This window comes from Streptomyces sp. LaBMicrA B280, from assembly GCF_049222185.1.
Lineage (GTDB): Bacteria > Actinomycetota > Actinomycetes > Streptomycetales > Streptomycetaceae > Streptomyces > Streptomyces murinus.
In genome coordinates this window covers 60,873-84,971 of record NZ_JBMJCT010000019.1, presented here as the reverse complement: position 1 = coordinate 84,971, position 24,099 = coordinate 60,873, and the positions used below count along the sequence as shown (strand labels likewise).

Annotated in this window: 23 protein-coding genes and 1 riboswitch; of the genes, 16 read left to right on the top strand and 7 right to left on the bottom strand. The window is 72.7% G+C overall.

Going from position 1 to position 24,099, the window contains the following annotated elements; translation table 11 throughout:
* Positions 1–6: 6 nt before the first annotated feature.
* The 4 genes from ACLF5H_RS18335 (at position 7) to ACLF5H_RS18320 (ending at position 3,941) form a co-directional block, all read left to right on the top strand.
* Positions 7–390, top strand: coding sequence for a DUF742 domain-containing protein (locus ACLF5H_RS18335; protein WP_365199463.1), 384 nt, complete (start codon positions 7–9; stop codon positions 388–390).
* Positions 391–508: 118 nt separating this feature from the next.
* On the top strand, positions 509–1,171 hold the full coding sequence (locus tag ACLF5H_RS18330; protein WP_421677079.1) for a DUF4232 domain-containing protein: 663 nt from the start codon (positions 509–511) through the stop codon (positions 1,169–1,171).
* A 205-nt stretch (positions 1,172–1,376) separates the two neighbouring features.
* The gene (locus tag ACLF5H_RS18325; protein ID WP_421677078.1) at positions 1,377–2,165 is read left to right on the top strand and encodes a carbon-nitrogen hydrolase family protein; all 789 of its coding nucleotides are present in this window, start codon (positions 1,377–1,379) and stop codon (positions 2,163–2,165) included.
* A 63-nt stretch (positions 2,166–2,228) separates the two neighbouring features.
* Entirely contained in the window at positions 2,229–3,941 is a 1,713-nt protein-coding gene (locus tag ACLF5H_RS18320; protein ID WP_421677077.1) for a flavin monoamine oxidase family protein, read from the top strand.
* A gap of 46 nt (positions 3,942–3,987) precedes the next feature.
* Here the strand turns inward: ACLF5H_RS18320 and ACLF5H_RS18315 are convergent, their stop codons facing one another.
* From ACLF5H_RS18315 to ACLF5H_RS18305, 3 genes are all read right to left on the bottom strand, one after another.
* Entirely contained in the window at positions 3,988–4,917 is a 930-nt protein-coding gene (locus ACLF5H_RS18315; protein ID WP_421677076.1) for a TIGR03619 family F420-dependent LLM class oxidoreductase, read from the bottom strand.
* Between the two features lie 109 nt (positions 4,918–5,026).
* Positions 5,027–5,731: a DUF5995 family protein gene (locus tag ACLF5H_RS18310; RefSeq protein ID WP_421677075.1), complete on the bottom strand. Its 705-nt coding sequence runs from the start codon at positions 5,729–5,731 to the stop codon at positions 5,027–5,029.
* A 101-nt stretch (positions 5,732–5,832) separates the two neighbouring features.
* The gene (locus tag ACLF5H_RS18305; RefSeq protein ID WP_421677074.1) at positions 5,833–7,233 is read right to left on the bottom strand and encodes a uracil-xanthine permease family protein; all 1,401 of its coding nucleotides are present in this window, start codon (positions 7,231–7,233) and stop codon (positions 5,833–5,835) included.
* Between the two features lie 225 nt (positions 7,234–7,458).
* Here ACLF5H_RS18305 and ACLF5H_RS18300 point away from each other — a divergent pair, with 225 nt between their 5' ends.
* Positions 7,459–7,926: an acyl-CoA thioesterase gene (locus ACLF5H_RS18300; protein WP_421677073.1), complete on the top strand. Its 468-nt coding sequence runs from the start codon at positions 7,459–7,461 to the stop codon at positions 7,924–7,926.
* Here the strand turns inward: ACLF5H_RS18300 and ACLF5H_RS18295 are convergent.
* The gene (locus ACLF5H_RS18295; RefSeq protein WP_421677072.1) at positions 7,886–9,088 is read right to left on the bottom strand and encodes an MFS transporter; all 1,203 of its coding nucleotides are present in this window, start codon (positions 9,086–9,088) and stop codon (positions 7,886–7,888) included. The genes ACLF5H_RS18300 and ACLF5H_RS18295 overlap by 41 nt on opposite strands.
* Before the next feature lie 144 nt (positions 9,089–9,232).
* Between ACLF5H_RS18295 and ACLF5H_RS18290 the strand changes: the two genes are divergently transcribed.
* The gene (locus ACLF5H_RS18290) at positions 9,233–10,795 is read left to right on the top strand and encodes an ROK family transcriptional regulator (protein ID WP_421677071.1); all 1,563 of its coding nucleotides are present in this window, start codon (positions 9,233–9,235) and stop codon (positions 10,793–10,795) included.
* A 151-nt stretch (positions 10,796–10,946) separates the two neighbouring features.
* On the opposite strand, the gene ACLF5H_RS18285 is transcribed toward ACLF5H_RS18290, so the two are convergent.
* Positions 10,947–11,696 carry an SDR family oxidoreductase gene (locus ACLF5H_RS18285; RefSeq protein WP_421677070.1) on the bottom strand — a complete coding sequence of 250 codons (750 nt, stop codon included), beginning with the start codon at positions 11,694–11,696 and terminating at the stop codon, positions 10,947–10,949.
* 342 nt (positions 11,697–12,038) lie between these two features.
* Positions 12,039–12,169, top strand: a riboswitch (FMN riboswitch).
* Positions 12,170–12,330: 161 nt separating this feature from the next.
* On the opposite strand from ACLF5H_RS18285, the gene ACLF5H_RS18280 reads away from it, so the two are divergent.
* The 9 genes from ACLF5H_RS18280 (at position 12,331) to ACLF5H_RS18240 (ending at position 19,758) form a co-directional block, all read left to right on the top strand.
* The gene (locus ACLF5H_RS18280; protein ID WP_421677069.1) at positions 12,331–12,954 is read left to right on the top strand and encodes a riboflavin synthase; all 624 of its coding nucleotides are present in this window, start codon (positions 12,331–12,333) and stop codon (positions 12,952–12,954) included.
* Positions 12,951–13,592 (top strand): nicotinamide mononucleotide transporter family protein, encoded by a 642-nt coding sequence (locus ACLF5H_RS18275; protein WP_421677068.1) that lies wholly within the window; start codon positions 12,951–12,953, stop codon positions 13,590–13,592. Before ACLF5H_RS18280 ends, ACLF5H_RS18275 begins: the two co-directional genes overlap by 4 nt.
* The gene (locus ACLF5H_RS18270; RefSeq protein ID WP_421677067.1) at positions 13,589–14,893 is read left to right on the top strand and encodes a bifunctional 3,4-dihydroxy-2-butanone-4-phosphate synthase/GTP cyclohydrolase II; all 1,305 of its coding nucleotides are present in this window, start codon (positions 13,589–13,591) and stop codon (positions 14,891–14,893) included. The genes ACLF5H_RS18275 and ACLF5H_RS18270 overlap by 4 nt, the downstream gene beginning before the upstream one ends.
* Positions 14,894–14,970: 77 nt before the next feature.
* Positions 14,971–15,456 (top strand): 6,7-dimethyl-8-ribityllumazine synthase, encoded by a 486-nt coding sequence (gene ribH / locus ACLF5H_RS18265; RefSeq protein WP_145490188.1) that lies wholly within the window; start codon positions 14,971–14,973, stop codon positions 15,454–15,456.
* 34 nt (positions 15,457–15,490) lie between these two features.
* A complete protein-coding gene (locus tag ACLF5H_RS18260; RefSeq protein WP_007491392.1) occupies positions 15,491–15,763 on the top strand; it encodes a phosphoribosyl-ATP diphosphatase in 273 nt (90 codons plus the stop codon).
* A 66-nt stretch (positions 15,764–15,829) separates the two neighbouring features.
* Entirely contained in the window at positions 15,830–16,687 is an 858-nt protein-coding gene (hisG, locus tag ACLF5H_RS18255) for an ATP phosphoribosyltransferase (RefSeq protein ID WP_421677066.1), read from the top strand.
* Between the two features lie 10 nt (positions 16,688–16,697).
* Positions 16,698–17,153: a PH domain-containing protein gene (locus ACLF5H_RS18250; RefSeq protein WP_421677065.1), complete on the top strand. Its 456-nt coding sequence runs from the start codon at positions 16,698–16,700 to the stop codon at positions 17,151–17,153.
* A 215-nt stretch (positions 17,154–17,368) separates the two neighbouring features.
* The gene (locus ACLF5H_RS18245) at positions 17,369–18,703 is read left to right on the top strand and encodes a hemolysin family protein (protein ID WP_421677064.1); all 1,335 of its coding nucleotides are present in this window, start codon (positions 17,369–17,371) and stop codon (positions 18,701–18,703) included.
* On the top strand, positions 18,700–19,758 hold the full coding sequence (locus tag ACLF5H_RS18240; protein WP_421677063.1) for a hemolysin family protein: 1,059 nt from the start codon (positions 18,700–18,702) through the stop codon (positions 19,756–19,758). The genes ACLF5H_RS18245 and ACLF5H_RS18240 overlap by 4 nt, the downstream gene beginning before the upstream one ends.
* 117 nt (positions 19,759–19,875) lie before the next feature.
* On the opposite strand, the gene ACLF5H_RS18235 is transcribed toward ACLF5H_RS18240, so the two are convergent.
* Both ACLF5H_RS18235 and ACLF5H_RS18230 read right to left on the bottom strand, forming a co-directional pair.
* Complete coding sequence (locus ACLF5H_RS18235; protein ID WP_421677062.1) at positions 19,876–21,738, bottom strand: AAA family ATPase; 1,863 nt, start codon at positions 21,736–21,738, stop codon at positions 19,876–19,878.
* A 426-nt stretch (positions 21,739–22,164) separates the two neighbouring features.
* Positions 22,165–22,785, bottom strand: a complete 621-nt coding sequence (locus ACLF5H_RS18230; RefSeq protein ID WP_421677106.1) for a uridine kinase family protein — start codon at positions 22,783–22,785, stop codon at positions 22,165–22,167.
* Between the two features lie 278 nt (positions 22,786–23,063).
* On the opposite strand from ACLF5H_RS18230, the gene ACLF5H_RS18225 reads away from it, so the two are divergent.
* On the top strand, positions 23,064–24,020 hold the full coding sequence (locus tag ACLF5H_RS18225) for a hypothetical protein (RefSeq protein WP_421677061.1): 957 nt from the start codon (positions 23,064–23,066) through the stop codon (positions 24,018–24,020).
* The last annotated feature ends 79 nt before the right edge of the window (positions 24,021–24,099 follow it).

Sequence of the window (24,099 nt, the reverse complement as noted above, 5' to 3'; positions counted from 1 at the left end):
CCCGCCGTGAGCGACGAGCACTGGTACGAGGACGAGACCGGGTCGATGGTGCGGCCCTACACCGTGACCCGGGGCCGTACCCGGCCCTCCGACCGGCACGCCATCGACCTGATGTCCCGGGTCACCGCCCTGGAGACCGCCGACGCCGCCCAGGCCGGTGTCGACCACGCGAGCGCCGCCCTGCTGGAACTGGTACGACGCGGCCCGCGCCCGGTCGCCGAACTGGCCGCCGACGCCGATCTGCCCCTGACCGTGGTGCGGGTGCTGCTCGGCGACCTGGCCGAGGCCGGGCTCGTCCGCATCGCCGCGCCCCGCCGCGACCCGGCGGGCGGCCCCACCGCCGACCCCGGGCTGCTGCGGGAGATCGTCGACCGGCTGCGCGAGATCTAGTGTCTGTCACCGCCATGTTTTGTAACAGCCGTGTAGGGGACCGGTGTCGACCGGAACCCCTGATCCACCCCGGTTGTCTCAGGGAACAGCACGTCAGCCGTACCTCCTAAGGGGAATCATGCGCGTCCAGAAGATCTCGCTGCTCGCCGTCGCCGTCGCCGCGGGCCTGTCGCTCACCGCCTGCGGGGGCAGTGACAACAACTCCGGCGGCGACTCCTCCGCGCCGAGCAGCGCGGCCTCGGACACCTCGGGCACCCAGGGCTCCGGCGGCTCGACGGGCTCCACCGGTGCCACGGGGTCCACGGGATCCGGCGCCAGCGGCTCCACCGGTCAGAACGGCGGCCAGTCGAGCAGCGCCCACGGCCCCACCGGCTCCGGCCGTGCCTCCGGTGCCGGCTGCACCACCGCCCACCTGTCCTTCAGCACCTCCGGGGGCATGGGCGAGGGCGAGCTGATCGTCAACATGAAGAACACCGGCTCGGCCAACTGCACCCTGCACGGCTTCCCGGGCGTCGACCTGAAGGGCAAGGACGGCACGGTCAGCGCCTCCCGCAGCAAGCTCACCGCCCCCACCGTCACCCTCCAGCCGGGCGCCGAGACCCGCTTCACCCTGCACTACCCGCCGAACAACTCGGGCGGCTCCGGCGAGACCTTCACCCAGCTCGTCGTCACCCCGCCGAACGAGACCCACTCCACGACCCTGAACGCCGGGATCAACGTCCCCGTCACCGAGAGTGGCGGCCCCGGCATCACCGTCGACCCGGTCGGCACCGGCAAGTAACGCGGGCTCCGAAGCGCACGGGGGCGCCCGCACAGCGCCCCCAGGCGGCTCCCGGGCACGGGCGCGCAACGAATCGCCGCCCCGCGCCCCGCGCACGCAACGAACCGCGCACCGGCGCGCAACGGCTGCTCCTTGTCCGGCCGAGCGCGCCGACCGTACCGTCTATCTGACCCCGAACCCCCTCCGTGACCGGTGAGGTAGACGCATGCGCACCGCCCTGCTCCAGAGCTCCGGCCACCCCGGCTCCGTCGCCGAGAACCTCCGGGTTCTGGACGAGGCCGCGGGCCGGGCCGCCGCCGCGGGCACCGCGCTGCTGACCGCGCCCGAGATGTTCCTCACCGGCTACGCGATCGGCGACGCGATCGGCCGCCTCGCCGAGCCCGCCGACGGCGCCTCGGCCGCCGCGATCGCCAGGATCGCCGCCCGGCACGGCCTCGCCCTCGCCTACGGCTACCCCGAGCGCGACGGCGACACGGTCTACAACTCCGCCCAGCTGATCTCCGCCGACGGCACCCGGCTCGCGAACTACCGCAAGACCCACCTCTTCGGCTGCTTCGAGCGCGACCACTTCACCCCGGGCGAGCGCCAGGTCGTACAGGCCGAGCTGAACGGCCTCACCGTCGGCCTGCTGATCTGCTACGACGTCGAGTTCCCGGAGAACGTCCGGGCCCACGCCCTCGCCGGTACCGACCTGCTGCTGGTCCCGACCGCGCAGATGCACCCGTACCAGTTCGTCGCCGAGTCGATGATCCCGGTGCGCGCCTTCGAGAACCAGATGTACGTCGCGTACGTCAACCGGGTCGGCCAGGAAGGGGAGTTCGAGTTCGTCGGCCTCTCCGTGCTCGCCGGACCCGACGGCGTCCCGCGGACCCGTGCGGGCCGCGCCGAGCAGCTGGTGTTCGCCGACGCCGACCCGGCCTTCCTGGCCGCCTCCCGCGCGGCCAACCCCTACCTGAAGGACCGTCGTCCGGGCCTGTACGGCTCCCTGAGCTGACCCGACGCCCCCTCGGCCCGCCTTCACCTCTCTCAGTTCTTTCGCGCAAGGAGTCCGTACCCCATGACGTCCACGGTGCCCAACGCCGTCGAGCACACCGACGGGCAGCAGCCGCCGATCACCATGTTCGGCCCGGACTTCCCCTACGCCTACGACGACTTCCTCGCCCACCCGGCGGGCATCGGCCAGATCCCGGCGACCGAGCACGGCACCGAGGTCGCCGTCATCGGCGGCGGTCTCTCCGGTGTCATCGCCGCCTACGAGCTGATGAAGATGGGCCTCAAGCCCGTCGTCTACGAGGCCGACCAGCTCGGCGGCCGGCTGCGCACCGTGGGCTTCGAGGGCTGCGGCGAGGAGCTGAACTGCGAGCTGGGCGCGATGCGCTTCCCGCCGTCCTCCACCGCCCTCCAGCACTACATCGACCTGGTCGGCCTCACCACCCGGCCCTTCCCCAACCCGCTGGCCGAGGCGACCCCGTCGACCGTCGTGGACCTCAAGGGCGAGTCGCACTACGCCGTCACCGTCGACGACCTGCCCCAGGTCTACCGGGACGTCGCCGAGGCATGGAACAAGTGTCTCGAAGAGGGCGCCGACTTCTCCGACATGAACCGCGCCATGCGCGAGCGGGACGTGCCGCGCATCCGCGAGATCTGGGCGAAGCTGGTCGAGAAGCTCGACAACCAGACCTTCTACGGCTTCCTGTGCGACTCCGATGCCTTCAAGTCCTTCCGGCACCGCGAGATCTTCGGCCAGGTCGGCTTCGGCACCGGCGGCTGGGACACCGACTTCCCCAACTCCATCCTGGAGATCCTGCGCGTCGTCTACACCGAGGCCGACGACCACCACCGCGGCATCGTCGGCGGCTCCCAGCAGCTGCCGCTGCGCCTGTGGGAGCGGGAGCCGGCGAAGATCGTCCACTGGCCGTACGGCACCTCGCTCGCCTCCCTGCACCCGAACGGCGAGCCCCGCCCGGCCGTGACCCGGCTGCACCGCACCGCGGGCAACCAGATCACCGTGACGGACGCGAACGGCGACATCCGCACCTACCAGGCGGCGATCTTCACCGCCCAGTCCTGGATGCTGCTGTCCAAGATCGCCTGCGACGACTCGCTGTTCCCGATCGACCACTGGACCGCCATCGAGCGCACCCACTACATGGAGTCCAGCAAGCTCTTCGTCCCCGTCGACCGGCCGTTCTGGCTGGACGAGGCCGTCGACGACAAGGGAAACCCGACGGGCCGGGACGTCATGTCGATGACCCTCACCGACCGTATGACGCGCGGCACTTACCTCCTGGACGACGGCCCGGACAAGCCCGCGGTGATCTGCCTGTCGTACACCTGGTGCGACGACAGCCTGAAGTGGCTGCCGCTGTCCGCGAACGAGCGGATGGAGGTCATGCTGAAGTCGCTCGGCGAGATCTACCCGAAGGTCGACATCAGGAAGCACATCATCGGCAACCCGGTGACCGTCTCCTGGGAGAACGAGCCCTACTTCATGGGCGCGTTCAAGGCCAACCTGCCCGGCCACTACCGCTACCAGCGGCGCCTGTTCACACACTTCATGCAGGACCGGCTGCCCGCCGACAAGCGGGGCATCTTCCTCGCGGGTGACGACATCTCCTGGACGGCCGGCTGGGCCGAGGGTGCCGTCCAGACCGCGCTGAACGCGGTCTGGGGCGTCATGCACCACTTCGGCGGCGAGACCGACGCGACCAACCCCGGACCGGGCGACGTCTACGACGAGATCGCGCCCGTGGAGCTCCCGGAGGACTGACCGGGCGCCGCCCCGGGAGACGGGACGGCGGGGCGCGGGCGGCCGGTCACACCCCGGCCGCCCGCGCCTTCTCGAACACCTCGGCGGCGACGTCCGTCAGCTCCGCCGCGTCCCGCGCGGTGCCCTGGAGGTCGAGGAGGATCTCCTCAAGACCGACCTCCGCGTACTCCACCAGGTCACCCACGATCTGGTCCACGCCGCCCTGGAACGGCTCGCGGCCGGCGCCCTCGTACCCCTCGCGCCGGAACTCGGCGTTCACCCGCAGCACCGTGCGGATCGGCTCCGTACGGCCCCGCTCCTCGGCCAGTTCGCGCAGCTGGCGCCACTGGTCGGCGACCCGCGCGCCGCCCATGGCCACCGGCAGCCAGCCGTCGGCCTTGTCGACCAGGCGCCGCCAGGAGCGCCGGTTGCCCGCGGCCAGCAGGATCGGGATCGGGCGGGCGGGCTTGGGTCCGACGACGGCCGGGGCGATCTTCGTCAGGGGGCCGTCGTGGGCGACCGGATCGGGGCCCCACACCGCGCGGCACACGTCGATGATCTCGTCCAGCACCGCGCCGCGCTCCTCGAACGGCCGGACGCCCGCGGCCGCGTACTCGTCCAGGGACCAGCCGGTGCCGAGGCCCGCCAGCACCCGGCCGCCGCTCGCCGCATCGAGCGAGGCCAGCGCCCTGGCCAGCTGGAACGGCAGATGCAGCGGCGCCACCAGCACACTGGTGCCCAGCTCGGCGCGCTCGGTGGCCGCCGCGGCCAGGGCGAGGGTGACCAGCGGCTCCGCCACCGACCGGTACTGGTCGGGCCAGGGCAGCCCGTCGACGCCGTACAGCCCCTGGGTGGCGGGCTCCGGGAACAGGGCCCGTTCGAAGACCCACAGGCTGTCGTAGCCGATGTCCTCGGCGGCGCGGGCCACCGCCGGGACGTCCTTGCCGATCGAGAACTGCCGCATCTGGGGAAGACCGAGTCCGAGCCGGGTCGTCATGCCAACGCTCCTTCGCCATCGGGTTCTTGCCGAGCAGGGGGGACGGGCTCACGCGATTTTCAGGCGCGCGGGCTTTCAGGCACACGCGGTTTTCAGGCACGCGCGGTTTTCAGCACGCGAGCGGTGTCAGCAGCATCCTGCCCGCGAACCCCACCACCGCGTCCAGCCGTTCGGCGAACTCCTCGGCGATGTCCGGGCTGTGCCGCAGCGCCCACAGGGCCCGCGCCGCCGCCCAGGCCGCGTCCCGGGCGCGCTCCAGGCTCCAGGCGCCCAGCAGATGGGTGAGCGGATCGGCGAGCTGGAGCAGGTCGGGGCCGGGCATCAGATCCTCCCGGACCCGCTCCTCCAGGGCGGTGAGGATCTCGCCGACCTGGTCGAACTCGTCGGCCAGATCGGCGGGTTCGCAGCCGACGGTGCGGCAGGCGTCCACCACGGCGAGGGCCAGGTCGTGCCCGATGTGCGCGTTGACACCGGCCAAGGCGAACTGGAGCGGCCGTACCTGGGGATGGTGGCGCAGCTGGAACAACGGCCGCCAGCAGGCGGGCGGTCTCAGGTCCGCCTCGGCGGCGTCGATCGCGCCGAGGTAGCGCTCGGCGAAGCGCACGTCCAGCGCCGCGGCCGCCCGGGGATCGGGGAACTCCCCGGTGCCCAGGCGGCGGTCGATGTCCTCGGTGACGGTGAGGTACACGCGGTTGAAGACGGCGACGCCGTCCCGCTCGGGCAGGACGGCGGCCAGCGCCCGCATCCGGGAGACCACGGCGTCGACGGGGCCGGTGGTACCGGCGGGGCCGATGACGGGGGACGACTGCGACATGGGGGAAGGGTCGCAGCCCGGGCCCGGCCGAGGTGCCGACCGGCCCGGTGCGTCGCCGGAACGGGGGAACGGGTTCTGGACGACCCGGTGGGAACGGGTCCTTACGACTCCGTGGTCGGGGGCTCCGGGGAGTCCGGGTCGTAGCTGGAGGTGCCCTCGTCCAGCAGCGGCGCCTGCTGCTTGAGGTGGGCCGGGGCGAAGGCGCGCAGCGCGTGGTAGCCGGTGATGACGACCAGGGTGCCCAGCGCGATACCGCTGAGCGAGAAGTTGCTGGTGAACTTCATGCTGACGTTGCCCACACCGATGATGATGCCCGCGGCGGCCGGCACCAGGTTCAGCGGATTGCGCAGGTCGACCTTGGCGTTGAGCCAGATCTGCGCGCCGAGCAGGCCGATCATGCCGTAGAGGATGACCGTGATGCCGCCGAGCACACCGCCCGGGATGGCGGCCACGATCGCGCCGAACTTCGGGCACAGGCCGAACAACAGGGCGAAGCAGGCGGCCGCCCAGTACGCGGCGGTGGAGTAGACGCGGGTCGCGGCCATCACGCCGATGTTCTCGGAGTAGGTGGTGTTCGGCGGGCCGCCCACCGCGGTGGACAGCATGGAGGCGACGCCGTCGGCCGAGATCGCCGTGCCCAGCTTGTCGTCCAGCGGGTCGCCGGTCATCTCGCCGACCGCCTTGACGTGGCCCGCGTTCTCCGCGACCAGCGCGATGACGACCGGCAGCGCGACCAGGATCGCCGACCACTGGAAGGACGGGCCGTGGAAGTGCGGCAGACCGATCCAGTCGGCCTTGGACACGCCCGAGAGGTCGAGGCGCCAGTGGTCGGTCAGCCTGCCGTCGCCGCCCACGGAGTGGATCTTGCCGAAGACCCGGTCGAAGACCCAGGAGATGCCGTAGCCGAAGATCAGCCCGAGGAAGATCGCGATCCGGGACCAGAAGCCGCGCAGACAGACCACCGCGAGCCCGGTGAACAGCATCACCAGCAGCGCCGTCCACTGGTCCTGCGGCCAGTAGGTGGAGGCGGTCACCGGGGCCAGGTTGAAGCCGATCAGCATCACGACCGCGCCGGTCACGATGGGCGGCATGGCCGCGTGGATGATCCGCGCCCCGAACTTCTGCACCGCGAGGCCCACCAGGAACAGCACCACACCGACGGCGAGGGTCGCGCCGGTCACCGTGGCGCTCGTACCGCCCTGCGCGCGGATGACGGCGGCGACGCCCACGAAGGACAGCGAGCAGCCGAGGTAGCTGGGCACCCGGCCGCGGGTGGCGAGCAGGAAGATGACCGTGGCGACGCCGGACATCATGATCGCCAGGTTGGGGTCCAGGCCCATCAGTACCGGCGCCACGAAGGAGGCGCCGAACATCGCGACCACGTGCTGGGCGCCGAGGCCCACCGTCCGGGGCCAGGACAGCCGTTCGTCGGGCCGTACCACCGCTCCGGGCGCGGGCGTCTTCCCGTCACCGTGCAGTTTCCAGCGCACGCCGAGGTCCATGGTGGGGTTTCGCTTTCTGTGGTGCGGCCTTGCGTCCTCGTGTCCGGGCAGCCGGGCGGGCCGGGGGACAGGGGGTTGTCCGCACCATTGTCGCTGGTCGTCGGCGCGGTCCGTGCACACCGCCCGCGCGGGGGTGTCCCGGCGGACGTGCTGAGCGGTCGCTTAGTATGGCGAAGCGTACGTCCCCGGGGGCCACCCCCGGCCCCCTTGTCCAGGAGCCCCGCCGTGACCGTCGAAGCCCCCGCCGCCCCCGCCGCCCCCGCCGTCCCGCACGGCCGGCTGATCCCCGTCACCGTCCACTTCGACGACCTCGACGCGCTCGGCCTGCTGCACAACGCCCGCTATCCGCTGCTGGTCGAGCGCGCCTGGACGGAGCTGTGGCATGAGCACGGCATCCGCTTCGACGGCGACTGGGTGGCGGCCGGGGACGCCTGCAACGCGGTGCGCGAACTGCGCATCGGCTACGAGGCCCCGGTCACCAGCCCCGGCCGCTACGCCGTGCACCTGTGGCTGGAGCGGCTCGGCGACACGGGGCTGACCTACGGCTTCCGGTTCTGCTCGGCGGACGGCGCCCAGACCTACGCCCGGGGCGCCCGGGTGCTGGTGCGGCTGGACGCGACCACCCTGCGCCCGGCGCCGTGGAGCGACGGCTTCAGGGCCGTGGCCCGGGAGCTGCTGCGGCCCGCGGACTGACCTCCCGCTCGGCGCCGCGCTCGGCGGAGCGCAGCACGCCCGCGCACACCGCGAGCCCGCACGCGAGCGCCGTCACCACGCCGAACGAGACCACCAGGCTGGTCGCCTGCGCCACCCCGCCGATCAGACTGGGCGCGATCAGCCCCGAGGTGTAGGTGATGGTCGCCACGCCCGCGATGGCCTGGCTGGGGTTGGGTCCGGCGTGCCCGGCGGCGGCGAAGCACAGCGGTACGACGACCGCGATGCCGAGCCCCATCAGGGCGAAGCCGCCCATCGCCACCGAGGGCTGCCCGGCGAGGACGACCAGCAGACCGCCGAGCACGGCCAGCACCCCGCCGGACCGGACCGTGCGCACCGCGCCGAACCGGTTCACCACCGCGTCCCCGGCGATCCGGGCCACGGCCATGGTCAGCATGAAGGCGGTGGTCGACGCCGCCGCGAGACCGGCCGAGCTGTCCAGCCGGTCCCGCAGGAACACCGCCGACCAGTCGAGGCTCGCGCCCTCCGCGAACACCGCGCAGAAGCCGACCATGCCGATCAGCAGCGCCGAGCGGGGCGGCAGCGCGAACCGGGGAGGGGGCTCCTCGTCCTCGGTGGGCTGTATGTCCAGCACCCACGTGCAGGAGAGCACGCCGAGCACGGTCAGCACGGCCGAGGCCAGCAGGAAGTGGGTGCGCGCGTCGGCGCCGAGATGGGCGGCGAGGGTACCGGCGGCCGAGCCGACCAGGGCGCCCGCGCTCCACATCCCGTGCAGGCCCGACATCACCGACCTGCCGAGCCGCCGTTCCACCTCGACGCCGAGCGCGTTCATCGCCACGTCCGCCATGCCCGCGCAGGCGCCGTAGACGAACATCGCGAGGCACAGGGCGGGCAGGTTCGGCGCGAGAGACGGCAGCACGAGGGACAGCGTCCACAGGGCGATCAGCCCGCGCAGGGCGTTGCGGCTGCCGAAGCGGTGGCTGATCCGGCCCGCGAGCGGCATCGCGCAGGAGGCGCCCAGCGCGGTGAAGGCGAGCGCGAAGCCCAGCCGGCCCGCGCCGAGCGAGGCATGGTCCTGGATCCAGGGCACCCGGGTCGCGAACGAGCCGGTCACGGCGCCGTGGACGGCGAACACGGCCGCGACGGCGTACCGCGCGCGGCGCACCCCGCTCCTGTCCTCCATGTCTGCGTTCCTCCCCGTCGATCGGTGCGCCGTAAACTATCAGGGTCCCTACCTGATAGATAGCGCTTATCGCGCCGGGGTACGACCGGGCGGGCGTGCCGGGCCCGACCGGTTTCGGCGCGCCCTTGTGGAAGGATCCCCGCCATGCCCGCATCACCGAGCACCGCCAGGGCCATCAACGACCGGCTGGCCCTGGGGCTCCTCCAGGACAAAGGCCCGCTGACGGCAGGGCAGTTGAAGCAGCTGACGGGGTTGTCCCGGCCGACGGTCGCCGATCTCGTCGAACGGCTCGGCGCGGCCGGGCTGATCACCGTGGTGGGGGAGTCCGGCGCGGCCCGCCGGGGGCCGAACGCCCGGCTCTACGGCATCGCCGCCGACCGCGCCCATCTGGCGGCGCTCGATGTGCGCACCGAGGGGGTCGCCGTGCTGGTCGCCGATCTGGTGGGGCGGGTGCTCGCGGAGGCGTCCGTGCCGATCGAGGGGGACACCGGGACGGGGCCAGCGGTGCAGCGGGTGGTGGCGGCGGTGGCGGGGGCCGTCGGGCGGGCCGGTGTCGAGGGGCCGCACACGGTCGGCATCGGCGCGCCGGGCCTCATCGACCCGGCCACGGGTGACCTGCGCGACTCCGCGGGGCTGCCCGCGTGGCACCGCAGCCTGTCCGCCGCCCTCCAGGAACGGCTGCCCGGGGCCCGCGTCACGGTGGAGAACGAGACCAACCTCGCCGCCCTCGCCGAACAGCGCGAGGGCGCCGCCCGCGACCGCGACACCTTCGTCCTCCTCTGGCTCGGCCACGGCACCGGCGCGGCGGTCGTCCTCGACGGCACCCTCCGCCGCGGCGCCTCCGGCGGCACCGGCGAGATCGGCTTCCTCCCGGTCCCGGGCACCCCCACGCTCCCCTCCGCCACGGACTGCTCCGGCGGCTTCCACACCCTGGCGGGCGCCGCGGCGGTCGTCTCCCTGGCCGCGGAGCACGGCCTGCGCCCACCTCCGACGGCGGACGGACCGGGGGCGGCGGAACTGGTACGGGGAGCGGTGGAACGGCTGCTCACGGCGGGGCGGCCCACCGGCACCGGGAGCCCGGAGGACGCCCCGGCGAACCGGTCGACCGGAGCGGCGACGGGGGAGGAGATCCCGGTGACGGGGGAGCCGGTCGCGGGTCACTCGACGGGGCGGGAGCCTCGGCCGGAGGAGGGGCGGCCGGTCGTGGGGGGCGGTGCGTGGGAGGAGATCCCGGCGGCGGGGGAGCCGGTCGTGGCGCGGGGTGCGGTTGCGGAGGCGAAGGCGGGGTTGGGTGCCGTGGTGGGGCGTGGGCCGCGGGAGGCGCTCGGCGGCGAGGAAGCCCGTGCGGTGGGCGAACCGGCAGGCCGGGAGCCTGCTACGGCGGCTGACCCGGCCGGGACGGCGGTGGGTGCCGATGAGCGCTTCCTCTCCGCCCTCGCCGACCGGATCGCCATCGGCGCCGCCTCCGTCGTCGCCGTGCTCGATCCCGGTTGCGTGGTCCTCGGCGGGGAGATCGGCCGCGCCGGTGGCGACGTCCTCGCCGGGCTCGTGGCGCGGCGCCTGCGCCGGATGTCCCCCCTGCCCACCGAGGTCCGCGCCGGGGCCCTCGGCGGCTCCGCCGTCCTGCGCGGCGCCCTCCTGACCGCCCGCGACCGGGCCCAGGACATCCTGTGGTCCGACCCGCCGCGGTCACCGGTCCCGTCGTAGCCGCGCGGGGCCCGGGGCCGCGCGCGTCGTGGCGGTGATTCGGGAACTCCCGTCTGCCTGAGGCCCGCCCGGCGGGATACCGGCCGCCAGAACTGGGTCCCGAACTCCGGCCGACCCGCCCCGCCGCTTCACCCGTCTCGAATCCCGACCCTCACCCCACCCGCCCGAACCGCCTCCCCAGATACTCCTCGAACGTCCCCTTCCCCACCGCCCGTTCCGGTGCGAGGTGGCCGCCCGCGCGGAAGGCCCGGTACGTCGGGCCGAAGAGGGGGAGGCCGGTGATCGCGCGGCGGCGGCCCGTGGCACGGAGGTAGGCGCGGGCCAAGGAGGAGAGCGGGCGGACTTCGGGACCGCCCAGGTCGGGGACGCGGCCCGCGGGGGCGGTGAGGGCCAAATCGGCCAGCCGGGCGGCGACTTCGGTCACCTCCACCGGCTGGTCGGAGACCTGCGCGGGCAGCGGCATCACCGGCGACTTGGCGAGGGCGCCGAAGAGCGACACCAGCAGATCGTGGAACTGCGTCGTGCGCAGGATCGTGAAGCCGATCCCGGAGCGTTCGATCCGCCGCTCCACCGCGCGCTTGGTCCGGTAGTAGCCGTACGGCACCCGGTCCACCCCCACGATGGAGATGTACACCAGATGCCCCACCCCGGCCCGCCGCGCCGCCGCCAGCAGGTGCTCGGCCGCCTCCTCGTCCCCGCCCCGGGGGCTGCTCGCGCAGTGCACCACCGTCGAGACCTCCGCGAGCGCCGCGTCCAGATCCGGCCCGCCCGCGCGCAGATCGACGCCGTACGGCAGGGCGTGCCGACTGAGCACCCGCACCTCCTGCCCGTCCGTCCGCAGCCGCTCGCCGACATGCCGGCCGAGCGTGCCCGTGCCCCCGGTGACCAGGATCGTGGTCATGCCGTTTCCGTCCCTCCGGACCCGGTCGCCCCCCGTCGGGACGCCCTCTGCCGGAAGAGACCGGACAGCCGCCCGGAAAAGTGACATCGCCCCGGTTCCGGACCGCTGGCGACCCGGCGGCGGGCAAGGGCCGTCGTCACCGCCGCCGGGCCCGATCGGCACCCTAAAAGGACTAGACCATTACGGTCAATGGGAGCGGAGGGGCCAACCTGTGCCGGAGGGGAGGGGGTTGGCGGCGGGTGTCGTGGTGCCCGTGTGCGGGGACACGGACTGTGAGCGAGCCCACACGGACCCCCTGTCGGCGCGGCCACCCGGCGTGGCACACTGGCCGTGTACCAGAAGCAGCGCACTCCGGGGTCGGTGAAAGTCCGAACCGGCGGTTACAGTCCGCGACCCGGTCGCCTCCAGCGACCGGTTGACCAGGTGAAATTCCTGGACCGACGGTTAAAGTCCGGATGGGAGGCAGTGCGCGGCGGGCGGGCATGCGTTCCGTGTGCGCGCCGCCGTATCCGGTCTCGTCCGTATTCGGGCGAGCCGTCGTCGGCGACGTCCCCAGCGTGTGCTCATCCGTAGATTCTGTCGTCCGTCGACAGGCCCCGGAGTCCGTGCCCCATGAGGCAGGAGGACCCGGGAAGTGTTCACCGGAATCGTCGAAGAGCTGGGTGAAGTCACCGCCGTCGAGGACCTCGGCGACGCCTCCCGTTTCCGGCTCCGCGGCCCCGTCGTCACCGACGGCGCCCGGCATGGCGACTCCATCGCCGTGAACGGGGTCTGTCTCACCGTCGTCGACCACGAGGGCGACGAGTTCACCGCCGACGTCATGGCCGAGACCCTGAAGCGCTCCAGCCTGGGCGCGCTCACCACCGGCTCCCGCGTCAACCTCGAACGCCCCACCGCCGTCGGCGCCCGCCTCGGCGGCCACATCGTGCAGGGCCATGTCGACGGCACCGGCGAGGTCCTGGAGCGCACCCCCTCCGAGCACTGGGAGATCGTGAAGATCTCCCTGCCCGCCGACCTCGCCCGCTATGTGGTCGAGAAGGGCTCCATCACCGTCGACGGCATCAGCCTCACCGTCGTGGACGCCGGCGCCGACCACTTCACCGTCAGCCTCATCCCGACCACCCTCGCCCTGACCACGCTCGGCGTGAAGCAGCCCGGCGACCCGGTCAACCTCGAGGTGGACGTCATCGCCAAGTACGTCGAGCGGCTCCTCACGGCGGGCCGCGCCGACGGGAGCGGACAGGAGGCCGGCCGGTGAACTCGCTCAACACCGAGGCGTTCACCCTCTTCGGACAGCACATCCTGTGGTCCGACATGACCGGCAACATCCTCGGCCTGATCGGACTCGCCCTCGGCTGGCGCCGATCCCTGTGGAGCTGGCCGGTGCAGTTCGTCTCCGGTCTCGTCCTCTTCGCCGCCTTCTACGGCCACCTCACCGGCAGCGCCGGTAAGCAGGCCGTCGTCATGGTGGTCGCCCTCTACGGCTTCTGGCAGTGGAACCGCGGCCGGGGCGGCGCCGGTGACGGCCACATCTCCCCCCGGTTCGCCAGCTGGCGCGAGCGCGCCGCGCTGGTCGGCGCCGCCGCGATCGGCACCGTCGCCGTCGCCCTGCTGTTCACCGCGTTCCCCGAACTGTCCTGGGACCCCTGGCCGGACGCCTACATCTTCGTCGGCACCGTCGTCGCGATGTACGCCCAGGCCAAGGGCATGGTCGAGTTCTGGTTCGCCTGGCTGCTCGTCGACCTCGTCGGCGTCCCCCTCAACTTCGCCAACGGCTACGCCTTCTCCGGCTTCGTCTACGTCATCTACGGCGCACTCGTCCTGTGGGGCATGCGCGACTGGTGGCTGCGCTCCCGCAAGAGCCCGCGGCCCGTTCTGGAAGGAGCACCGGCATGACCCCGGCCACCCCGCTCTACGACCCCTACTCCTACTCCTTCGACGGTGACGGCATCGAGGAGTTCACCCTCGACGCCGTCGAGCAGGCCGTCGCCGACATCGCCGCCGGGCGCCCCGTGATCGTCGTCGACGACGAGGACCGGGAGAACGAGGGCGACCTCGTCATCGCCGCCGAGAAGGTGACCCCCGAGATCGTCGCCTTCATGATGAGCGAGTGCCGGGGCCTGGTCTGCGCCCCCATGGAGGCCGCGGAACTCGACCGGCTGCGGCTGCCGCAGATGGTCGAGGACAACACCGAGTCGATGAAGACCGCCTTCACCGTCTCCGTGGACGCCTCCGGCGCGCACGGCGTGACCACCGGCATCTCCGCCGCCGACCGCGCCACCACCCTCCAGCTGCTCGCGAGCGGCACCGCCGGGCCCGCCGACTTCGTGCGCCCCGGGCATGTCTTCCCGCTGCGCGCCCGCCCCGGCGGCGTCCTGGAGCGCAACGGCCACACCGAGGCCGCCGTCGACCTGGCCCGGCTCGCGGGGCTCCGCCCGGCCGGCGCCATCGTGGAGATCGCCGGTGAGGACGGCCGGATGCTGCGGCTGCCCGAGCTGATCCCGTTCGCCCGCAAGCACGGTCTGACGATCATCTCCATCGAGGACCTGATCGCCCATCGCCGCGGCACCGAACCCACCGTCCGCCGCGAGGCCGAGACCCTGCTGCCCACCCGGCACGGCACCTTCACCGCGCACGGCTACCGCTCCACCGTCGACGGCGTCGAGCACGTCGCCCTCGTCCACGGCGAGATCGGCACCGGCGAGGACGTCCTGGTCCGGGTGCACTCCGAGTGCCTCACCGGCGACGTCTTCGGCTCGCTGCGCTGCGACTGCGGTCCCCAGCTGGACAGTTCCCTCGCCCGCATCCAGGACGAGGGCCGCGGCGTGGTGGTCTATCTGCGCGGGCACGAGGGCCGGGGTATCGGTCTGCTGTCCAAGCTGCGCGCCTACGAGCTCCAGGAGCAGGGCCGCGACACGCTCGACGCCAACCTGGAACTGGGCCTGCCCGCCGACGCCCGCGACTACGGGGCCGGTGCCCAGATCCTCGCCGACCTCGGCGTGCGCAGCGTCCGGCTGATGACCAACAACCCCGACAAGGCCGCCGCGCTGGAGCGCCACGGCGTGCGGGTCGCCGGGCGCGAGCCGATGCCCGTCCAGGCGGGCGAGCACAATCTGCGCTACCTGCGCACCAAGCGGGACCGGATGGGCCACGACCTGCCCTGGCTGGACACCCCGGCCACCTGCCCGAACCAGTAGAACCGGTAGAACCGGCAGACAAGCAGCACCAGCAGCACCAGCAACACCAGTCGAGCAAGAAGGCACTTAGGAGAGACGTGAGCGGCAAGGGTGCACCGGAACTGTCCGTACGCAACGTCGGCGACCTCAGGGTCGCCGTCATCGCGGCGCAGTGGCACGAGAAGGTGATGGACGGTCTGGTGAACGGCGCCCTGCGCGCCCTCGGCGACCTGGGGATCGACGAGCCGACCCTGATCCGGGTGCCGGGCAGCTTCGAGCTCCCGGTCGCCGCCAAGGTGCTGGCCGCGCGCGGCTACGACGCGGTGGTCGCCCTCGGCGTCGTCATCCGCGGCGGCACCCCCCACTTCGACTACGTGTGCCAGGGCGTCACCCAGGGCCTCACCCAGGTCTCCGTGGAGACCGGCGTCCCGGTCGGCTTCGGCGTGCTCACCTGCGACACCGAGGAGCAGGCCCTGGACCGGGCCGGCATCGAGGGCTCCAGCGAGGACAAGGGCCACGAGGCGGTGATCGCGGCTGTCTCGACGGCCGCGACGCTGCGTTCGGTATCCGAACCCTGGCACTGAGGCGCCGGTCGGAGCGCGTAGGGTAAGGACCACCATGTCCAAGAAGACGTTCGAGGAGCTCTTCACCGAGCTCCAGCACAAGGCCGCCCACGGCGATCCCGCCACCTCCCGCACCGCCGAACTGGTCGGCAAGGGGGTCCATGCCATCGGCAAGAAGGTCGTCGAAGAGGCCGCCGAGGTCTGGATGGCCGCCGAGTACGAGGGCAAGGAGGCGGCAGCCGAGGAGATCTCCCAGCTGCTGTACCACGTCCAGGTGATGATGGTCGCCCGCGGGATCTCCCTGGACGACGTCTACGCCCACCTCTGACCGAACCGCCGCGCTCCGCCGCGGCACGCCGCACCAACCCCCTTCACCGCAAAGGAAGCCGTCCTCATGCTGCGCATCGCCGTCCCCAACAAGGGTTCCCTGTCCGGCCCTGCGGCGGAGATGCTGCATGAGGCCGGCTACCGGCAGCGCCGGGAGGCCAAGGAACTGCGGATCGTCGACCCGGGCAACGAGGTCGAGTTCTTCTACCTCCGCCCCCGCGACATCGCGATCTACGTCTCCTCCGGCCGCCTCGACATCGGCATCACCGGGCGCGACCTGCTGGTCGACTCCGGCGCGGACGCCGAGGAGATCCTCCCGCTGGGCTTCGCCCGCTCCACCTTCCGCTTCGCCGGAAAGCCGGGCACCGCGAACGGCCTGGCGGACCTGAAGGGCCGTACGATCGCCACCTCGTACGAGGGCATCGTCGCCCGGCACCTCGCCGACAGCGGCGTCGACGCCTCCGTCGTCCACCTGGACGGCGCCGTGGAGACCGCGATCGAGCTGGGCGTCGCCGAGGTCATCGCCGACGTCGTGGAGACCGGCACCAGCCTGCGCAACGCGGGCCTCGAGGTCTTCGGCGAGCCGATCATGAAGTCCGAGGCCGTCGTGATCCGCCGCACCGGCGCGGACGCGGAGGAGGCCGCCGAGCCGAAGGTCCAGCAGTTCCTGCGCCGCCTCCAGGGCGTCCTGGTCGCCCGCACGTACGTGATGATGGACTACGACTGCCGGGTCGAGCAGCTGGAGAAGGCCGTCGCCCTCACCCCCGGCCTGGAGTCCCCGACCGTCTCCCCGCTGCACAACGAGGGCTGGGTCGCGGTCCGCGCCATGGTCCCCGCCAAGGAGGCGCAGCGGATCATGGACGACCTCTACGCCATCGGCGCCCGCGCCATCCTGACCACGGCCATCCACGCCTGCCGCCTCTGAGGGGTATGTGATGTCCGACCTGCCCACCCTGCCCGTCACCTTCCGGCCGGGCCACACCCGGGCCATCCTGCTCATCGCCGCCGTGGCGATCTTCCTCACCATCTCGGGGGTCGCCCTGCTCCTGGAGGGCCTCGGCCCGGGGGAGCGGATGAGCTTCGTGGTCACCGGGGCCCTGCTCTCCTGGCTGCTGGCCCGGCTGGCCCGGATCAAGATCGTCGCCGACGAGAGCGGCGTCACCGTCGTGAACTTCGCCGCCAGGCGGCACCTGGACTGGGCGGAGATCCTTCAGGTGAACCTCCGTCCGGGCGATCCCTGGGTGTTCCTCAACCTCAGCGACGGCACCAGCCTGCCCGCGCTCGGCATCCAGCCGGGCCTCGCCAAGCAGCGGGCGATCGCCGACGCCAGGGCGCTGCGGGCGCTCACCGAGGTCCACTCGGCCGTCCGCCCCGGGGAAGATCAGGGCTGACTCGGGGCCGACTCCGGGTCGCCCACCCTGCCCGCCCGGCCCGCGTCTTGATTAATCTGGTGGGCGGAGGCCGCGCCGATCGCGCCTCCGCCCCTGTGCGCCGCCCGGTGCCAGGGGTTCCTGCGACCCGAGGAGTGAATCCCTCCGGCGATGGACGGATCGTCCTGTAGTACCTGCGCCGCCCCCACCCGACATACCGGGGAGGCGGCGGCATCGTGACCACCCCCCTGCTGCTCCTCGCAGCCGCGTTCCTGCTGATTCTGGCCAACGGATTCTTCGTGGCGGCCGAATTCGGCCTGGTGACGGTCGAGCGCCCCGAGGCCGAGAAGGCCGCCGCCGACGGCGACAAGCGCGCCCGTACGGTCGTGGACGCGCTGAAGGAACTCTCCTTCCAGCTCTCCGGCACCCAGCTCGGCATCACCATCACCTCCCTGGTCGTCGGCATGCTCGCCGAACCGGCCCTGGGCCGGCTGCTGGCCACCCCGTTCGCCGCGCTCGGCCTGCCGGACGGCGCCGCCTCCGGTGCCGCCGTGCTCGTCGGCATGCTGCTGGCCTCCGCGATCCAGATGGTGATCGGTGAACTGGTGCCCAAGAACTGGGCGGTCTCCCGGCCGCTCCAGGTCGCGCGCTTCGTCGCGGGCCCCCAGCACCACTTCTCCCGGCTGTTCCGGCCGGTGATCGCCGCGCTCAACACGGTCGCCAACCGGCTGGTCCGCGCCCTCGGCGTCGAACCCGCCGATGAGCTGGCCTCCGCCCGCACCCCCGGCGAACTGGTCTCCCTGGCCCGGCACTCCGCGCAGGCCGGCGCCCTGGAGCAGGACACCGCCGACCTGTTCGTGCGCACCCTCTCGCTGGGCGAGCTGACCGCGCAGCACGTCATGACCCCGCGCGTGAAGGTCAGCGCGCTCCAGGACTCGGCCACCGCCGAGGACGTGGTCAACCTCACCCGGGCCACCGGACTGTCCCGTTTCCCCGTCTACCGGGAGAAGATCGACGAGATCGTCGGCATGGCCCACCTCAAGGACGCCCTCGCGGTCCCGGCGCACGACCGGCTGCGCACCCCCGTCGGCCGCATCGCCCGCCCCGCGCTGCTGGTCCCCGAGACCCTGCCCGTCCAGCCCCTGCTGGCCCGGCTGCGCAGCGAACAGCCCATCGCGGTCGTGGTGGACGAGTACGGCGGCACGGCCGGCGTGGTCACCCTGGAGGACATCGTCGAGGAACTGGTCGGCGAGGTCCGTGACGAGCACGACGCGAAGGACGTGCCCGAGCTGGCCGCCGCCCCGCCCGAGGACGGCAGGCCCGCCTGGGACGTGGCCGGCAGCTGCCGGGTCGACATCCTCCAGCGGATAGGCCTGGACGTGCCCGAGGGGCCGTACGAGACCGTCGCCGGACTGGTCGCCGATCTGCTCGGCCGGATCCCGGCCCCCGGCGACCGGGCCGAGCTGCCCGGCTGGCGGCTCGCGGTCCGCCAGGTCGGCCACTACCGCGCCGAACGGGTCCGCCTGGTCAGGACGGCCCCGGTGGCGAACATCGCGGAGGCCGCCCGATGAGCGTGCTCCAACTGGTCTTCGCCGCGCTGCTGGTGCTGGCGAACGGCTTCTTCGTCGGCGCCGAGTTCGCGCTCGTGTCCGTGCGCCGCAGCCAGATCGAACCGCTCGGCACCACCCAGGCCCGGCAGGTGCTGTACGGCCTGGAGCGGCTGCCGCAGATGATGGCCGCCGCGCAGTTCGGGATCACCATGTGCTCCCTGACCCTCGGCGCGGTCGCCGAACCGACCGTCGCGCGGCTGCTGGAGCCGGTGTTCAAGGCCGTCCACCTCCCGGACGGCGTGATCCATCCGCTCGGCTATGTCATCGCGCTGGCCGCGGTGGTCTTCTTCCACCTGGTCATCGGCGAGATGGTGCCGAAGAACCTCGCGATGGCGGCGCCCGAGAAGGCGGCGCTGTGGCTCAGCCCCGGCCTGGTCTGGTTCGCCCGGGTGTGCAGGCCGATCACGGTGTCGCTGGGCGCCGTCGCCCAGGCCGTGCTGCGGCTGTTCCGGGTGGAGCCCAGGGACGAGGTCGAGGCGGTCGTCACCAGCGAACAGCTCAACCGGCTCCTGGAGGACTCCGGACAGGCGGGCCTGCTCGGCCCGGAGGAGAGGGAACGCCTGGAGGACGCCCTGGAACTGGGTTCCCGCCCGGTCACCGACGTCCTGCTGCGCCGTGAGTCCCTGGTCACGGTGACGCCCGCGGTCACCCCGGGGGAGATCGTGCGGCTCACCGCGCGCACGGGATACTCCCGCTTCCCGGTCGCGGCGACGGACCAGGGCGCCTTCATGGGGTACGTCCACGTCAAGGACGTACTCGACCTGGAGGACTCCGAACGGGCGGTGCCGCAGAACATCTGGCGCCCCATGACGACCCTGCGGGCCGAGCTCCCCCTGGACGACGCCCTCACGGTGATGCGCCGCGCCGCCACGCACCTGGCCCAGGTGGCCGACGCGTCCGGCAAGGTGCTCGGTCTGGTGGCGCTGGAGGACGTCCTGGAGATGCTGGTGGGCGAGGTCCGCGACCCCGCGCACCGGGAGATCCCCGACTTCCCCGAGCAGGCGCTCGCCACGTAGGCGCTCGCCGCTCAGAGCGCTTGCCGCTCAGGGGGGCGCGGTGCGGGGGCTGTGCGGGTGCGGCTCGGTGGTGGGTCGCTCGCGCGGTTCCCCGCGCCCCTTCGGGCACGTCGTCTCCTACGTCGGGGACGGGTCCTGCGGGCCCCGCCCCGACAGCACCTCGCCGTACGCCTGCATCAGATCGGCGAGGCGCAGGGTCGCCAGGTCGTCCCGGGACAGCGCCCCGGCGTACGTGGACAGCCGCAGATCCCGGTACGCGCAGCTCTTCTCGTACAGCGTGCGCAGGAACCGCCCGTTGCCCAGCTCGTCGATCCACCCCTGGTCGACCACGTGCCCGGCGATCGACCGCAGCTCCTCCAGCGCCTCCTCGTCCCACTGGTCGCCGTTCTCCGCGGCCAGCACCTTCCCGATCTCGGTGAGTTCCCCGGGCCGGTACGAGGGGAAGTCGACACGGCTGGTGAAGCGGGACGACAGCCCGGGGTTCGCCGCGAGCAGCCGGTCCATGCCCTCGGGGTACCCGGCGAGGATCACCACGAGATGGTCCCGGTTGTCCTCGGCCCGCTTCAGCAGCACCTGGAGCGCCTCGTCCCCGTACGCGTCCCCCTTGCCGTACCCGGAGTTGGAGAGCGAGTACGCCTCGTCCACGAACAGCACCCCGCCGATCGCGGAGTCGATCAGCTCATTGGCCTTCACCGCGGTCTGCCCGAGGTACTCGCCGACCAGATCGGCGCGCTGCGCCTCGACGAGATGGTCCCCGCCGAGCAGCCCGAGGGCGTAGAAGACCCGGCCGAGGATGCGTGCCACCGTCGTCTTGCCGGTCCCGGACGGCCCGGAGAAGACGAAGTGCCGCTTCGGCGGCTGCACGGGCAGCCCCTGCCCGGCCCGCAGCCGCGCCATGTTCAGCTGCGCGGACAGCGCCTTCACCTGGCGCTTGACCGGTTCGAGCCCGACCATCCGCTCCAGCTCGGCGAGCGCCTGTTCGAGCAGCGCGGGATCGGTCGGCCCGGTGGGCAGGGGCGAGCCGGGCACCCCGCCCCGGTCGCGGACCCCCGGTTCGGAGACGGCTGGCAGCGGCCCGGTCGGCAGATCCGGCTCCGGCAGCCGCAGATCCCGCCCCTCGGTGCCGAAGAACGGATCGAACCCGTCGGGCCCGTCCACCGTGTCCTGTCCGGCACCGGTCAGCGTGATCGCGGCGAGGTCGGCCGCCTCGTCGTACCCGTCCCCCTCGGAGATCGCCGCGAGCCGCGCCGAGGTGTCCATGAAGGCGGGGTCCACCCGGTGCACGGCCCGGTAGAGGGGGAGCGCGGCGGCGGAGCGGCCGGTGCCCTCGTGCGCCCGCGCGAGCCAGTAGCGCAGCTCCTTGCGCTGCGGCTGCTCGCTGCGGCAGCGCATCAGCGCCGCCGACAGCAGTGGTTCGGCCTGGCCGTACATCTCCAGGCGGACCCGGGCCATGCCGCCGAACAGCCCCGCCTCTATGCCGAGCAGCGGATCGTCCAGCAGCGGATCGGTGTGCCGTACCAGCTGCTCCCAGTCCTTGACCAGGTAGGAGCGGCAGGCGTGCAGAAAGCGGACCTGGGGATCGGTGTCGACCGGGGGCAGCCCGGCCAGGGCCCGGTCCAGCTCGGGCACATGCCGGCCGTCCAGCCAGTGCGAGGCGTGCGCCAGCAGCAGATCGCGCGGGCTCTCCAGCACCGGCTGCACCCACCAGCCCAGCCAGTACCAGGAGTTGATCGTACGGCGATGCCGGGCGCGCTGTTCGCCGAAGCGCTCGCGGTGCCGGAACATCCGCAGCAGCGCGGTGGTGGTGTCGACCCGGAGCGCGTGCAGCCCGAGCCAGCCGTCGGCCATGCCCGGGTCCATCCGCACCGCGGCCCGGAACTCCTCCTCCGCCTGCGGATAGGCGCCCATGGTGTAGGCGTCGACCCCGCGCAGCCAGGCGAGGTCGGCCGGGGCCTCGGGGCCCTGCGTGCCGAAGTCCATCACGTCCCCCACAGACCGTGCCCCGTGGTTCACCGCCGGACGGTCGCCCGGCGGCCGCCGCGGCCGAACCGCCGTGCCGCGGACCGGAGTTGCAGGTGCGCGAGGCTGTCCCCGAAGGTCGCACCAAGGGCATCGTACCCGCGTGGGTACCGGGTGCCGAAGGGTGCGGTACAGGCCGTTCGGTGCGGTCGGGCGGACGGAATCCGGACACTTTGGTGACCGAGGGTGATCGGATCGGCGCGCAAGGGGCCCGGAAAGCGCTGCGCGGGCAGAACGAAGCCCCCGATCACGGGGGAACAACCGGGGGCTTCGCGTCTTCGGGCGGCTTCGAATCGCCGCACATTGAGAACGTAAGACCTGTACGACCCCCCGGTCAAGCGAAGTTGGGGCACTTCGGGAAGTTGGCCGACAAGAGCCTTCACAATTTCACCACATGGGGGTGGGGCCATCACTGTGGGTCACTCCTTGGCCCGATCCCTGGGGTCGCTCGGGCCCCGGCAGCACCTCGTACCCCCGGTCGGTCTGGCGCACCAGGAGCCCGGCGTGGGGGCGGGTGGGGTCATCGGCGAAGTGCGCGCGCTCGGCCTCGACCCAGCCGTCCCAGAACTCCCGCTGCGCCGCCCCGTCCCGCCTCCGGCCGCGCGCCCAGGACTCCTCGCGGGGCAGTTCCATCCACAGCAGTTCGGCCAGGAACGGCCGCAGCGCGCGGCGGCCCGCGCCGACGCCCTCCAGCAGGATCACCGGCGCGGGCGGCAGCGGGCGCGCCGGGCCGAACGCGCGGGCGTTCCAGTCGTAGGGGAGGTAGGCCCCCGCCGCGCCCCGGGACAGCGGCTCGATCACCTGCGTCATCAGCCGATCGGTCCAGCCGAACAGCCGCTCATGGCTGGCGATGTCGTCGAGATGGAGCACCGGCGCCCCGTCCAGCGCGGCGGCCAGCCGCCCGGCGAAGGTCGACTTCCCGGAGCCCGCGTGCCCGTCGACGGCGATCAGCCGGACCGGTCCGAGGGAGGGCGGGAGCCCGCGCAGCCGGGCGGCGAGGTGCTGAATGACGATTCCCGAAGGTGTGATGCGGTGTGGGGGGTTTTCCGGAAAGAGTCTAGTAGTGGCGCATAGCGGCCGGGCCGCCGAGGGTGCCCCCGAAAGAAAGTTACCCCTTGAACCATCGCCCGTCGGCGTCCCCCCGCGCACTTCTATAAACATTCTCGAATCGCTGACCGATATGTCGAATTCGGCGTTCCGGGGGTCCGCCGTGCTGAGTAAGGTGCCTCCTGCGCTACCGCGAGAAGCGGCGGCCGGGGACACGGTACGGGGACAAGGCAGGGGACATGGCCGCGGAGTTATTCGAAGGGCAGTATGTGTGGCACCCGGCTGCCGACGACCGAGTCCTGGCCGGCGTTTGCGTCGATGTCCGCGCCGGCCGATATCGGCACGCGTACGAGGCACTGGCCGAGACGCGTCACGACTTCGCGCTGCGCGCCCACCGCTCCCTGGTCCTCGCCTCCGAGGCGGCCGGCACCGACCTGGTCGAACGCTGGCTGGACGAGGAGCCCTCGCCCGAGGCGGCCCTGATGTGGGCCCGCGTCGCCGTCCAGCGCGCCCTGCGCGCCGCCGACGGCAACGACGACCGGGCCGAGGCCCTGGAGCGCATAGCGCTCACCGCCTGCGAGCGGGCCGCGGCCCTGGCCCCGCGGGACCCCACTCCCTGGGTCGCCAAGCTCGCCATGGCCCGGCTGCACCGGCTGCGCGACCCCGCCCCGCAGGGCCTGCTCACCGCGCCGCCCGGCCCCTGGCGCCTGTTCGCGCACATCCTCACCCTGGACCCGTGGCACCGCGAGGCGCACCACCGCTTCCTCTCCGCCTTCTTCGCCCGGCACGGCGGCTCGGTCAACGCCGCCTGGGACGTGGCCGCCTTCCTCAGCCAGCGCGCGCCCGCCGACTCCGCGCTGCGCCTGCTGCCCCTGGTCGCCCTGGTGGAGAGCTACAACCCGACCCAACTGCTCGCCGACCGCGTCTGGGAGCAGCCCCAGTGGCGTGCCACCGCGCTCGCGATCTACCACAACTGGCTTCCGGCGGTGTCCGGTTACCGCTTCACACCGGTGCTCGACCTGGCCTACCTCGCGCACGCGCTGGTCATGGGCCAGCGTGAGTTCGAGGCCCGCGCGGTCTTCACGGCGATGGGCCCGTACGCCTCACGCATGCCCTGGAGCGCCTTCGGTGACCCCGCCGAACAGCTCTCCCGGGCGCGCCGTGCCTGCGGGCTGCCCGTACCGGGACCCGCCTGATCCCTTTTGCCCGTCACCCGTCCCCCCTCATCGGGCGCCGCCCCCCGAGCGTCCGAGAGGCACGAGAGAAAGGCCGATC

Coding starts and splice junctions, on each gene's coding strand:
- ACLF5H_RS18240 (WP_421677063.1), top strand. CDS start 18,700: ATGAGCGTGCTCCAACTGGTCTTCGCCGCGCTGCTGGTGCTGGCGAAC.
- ACLF5H_RS18270 (WP_421677067.1), top strand. CDS start 13,589: ATGACCCCGGCCACCCCGCTCTACGACCCCTACTCCTACTCCTTCGAC.
- ACLF5H_RS18330 (WP_421677079.1), top strand. CDS start 509: ATGCGCGTCCAGAAGATCTCGCTGCTCGCCGTCGCCGTCGCCGCGGGC.
- ACLF5H_RS18310 (WP_421677075.1), bottom strand. CDS start 5,731: ATGTCGCAGTCGTCCCCCGTCATCGGCCCCGCCGGTACCACCGGCCCC.
- ACLF5H_RS18285 (WP_421677070.1), bottom strand. CDS start 11,696: ATGACCACGATCCTGGTCACCGGGGGCACGGGCACGCTCGGCCGGCAT.
- ACLF5H_RS18305 (WP_421677074.1), bottom strand. CDS start 7,233: ATGGACCTCGGCGTGCGCTGGAAACTGCACGGTGACGGGAAGACGCCC.
- ACLF5H_RS18315 (WP_421677076.1), bottom strand. CDS start 4,917: ATGACGACCCGGCTCGGACTCGGTCTTCCCCAGATGCGGCAGTTCTCG.
- ACLF5H_RS18250 (WP_421677065.1), top strand. CDS start 16,698: ATGTCCGACCTGCCCACCCTGCCCGTCACCTTCCGGCCGGGCCACACC.
- ACLF5H_RS18260 (WP_007491392.1), top strand. CDS start 15,491: ATGTCCAAGAAGACGTTCGAGGAGCTCTTCACCGAGCTCCAGCACAAG.
- ACLF5H_RS18320 (WP_421677077.1), top strand. CDS start 2,229: ATGACGTCCACGGTGCCCAACGCCGTCGAGCACACCGACGGGCAGCAG.
- ACLF5H_RS18295 (WP_421677072.1), bottom strand. CDS start 9,088: ATGGAGGACAGGAGCGGGGTGCGCCGCGCGCGGTACGCCGTCGCGGCC.
- ACLF5H_RS18225 (WP_421677061.1), top strand. CDS start 23,064: ATGGCCGCGGAGTTATTCGAAGGGCAGTATGTGTGGCACCCGGCTGCC.
- hisG (WP_421677066.1), top strand. CDS start 15,830: ATGCTGCGCATCGCCGTCCCCAACAAGGGTTCCCTGTCCGGCCCTGCG.
- ACLF5H_RS18235 (WP_421677062.1), bottom strand. CDS start 21,738: ATGGACTTCGGCACGCAGGGCCCCGAGGCCCCGGCCGACCTCGCCTGG.
- ACLF5H_RS18290 (WP_421677071.1), top strand. CDS start 9,233: ATGCCCGCATCACCGAGCACCGCCAGGGCCATCAACGACCGGCTGGCC.
- ACLF5H_RS18325 (WP_421677078.1), top strand. CDS start 1,377: ATGCGCACCGCCCTGCTCCAGAGCTCCGGCCACCCCGGCTCCGTCGCC.